Source organism: Alicyclobacillus sendaiensis NBRC 100866, assembly GCF_001552675.1.
Classification (GTDB): Bacteria; Bacillota; Bacilli; order Alicyclobacillales; family Alicyclobacillaceae; genus Alicyclobacillus; species Alicyclobacillus sendaiensis.
On record NZ_BCRQ01000145.1, the window covers coordinates 1 to 697 of the forward strand.

At 56.0% G+C, this 697-nt stretch carries 1 protein-coding gene; it reads left to right on the forward strand.

The genetic code is table 11. The annotated features are described in order from the left end of the window. Positions 1-85: 85 nt before the first annotated feature. Positions 86-697: GbsR/MarR family transcriptional regulator (locus AS26_RS13640; protein ID WP_062310674.1), on the forward strand; the 612-nt coding region annotated here is incomplete at its 3' end.

A 697-nucleotide genomic window follows, 5' to 3' on the forward strand; every position in this document is an offset into this window, starting at 1 on the left:
GACACGGACTTGGTGGAACCTTTTTGTTGTCGCTTTTATTCGCTTCGTTTAGAATAAATTAAACATCATGTAAGGAGTTACGTCGATGGACGATACCCTCAACAGGGCCCGGCAACGACTCATGGAAGCCCTAGGACGGCAAAGCGCCTTTTGGGGTGTTGGAAAGATCACCGGTGAGATCTACGCCACTCTGTATCTTTCCGAACACCCGATGAGCCTGAACGAATTGGCCGAGGCACTTGGGGTCACGAAAGGTAACGTGAGCGTGGCCATCCGGACACTTGAGCAACTCGGGATGGTCCGGCGTCTGCAACGCCCTGGGGACCGGCGCGTCTACTTCGAAGCTGAACCGGATTTCTGGCTCATCGCCCAGCGCGTTCTGGCCCGTCGCCAAAAGCCGGAGTTTAACGAGTCATTCCGCATGTTGGACGAGAGTATCCAAATCGCCGAGTCGGCCCATCCGACACCGGAGCGGGACTTCATGCTGAAACGCATGAAGGCTTTGCAGGACTTCTACAACGAACTGGACCAAGTGGTGGCCTTGTTGTTGTCCGTGCATCCGAAGCGCATGTCCTGGCTTATCCGCCTGGCTGCACGGGTGTCATTGCGCCGTGAAGCAGATGACCAACACCGCGTCAGGCGCTCGCATCTCCGCACGATTCATTGTGAGGCGTGTGAGTACACAGACCGGTTAGCT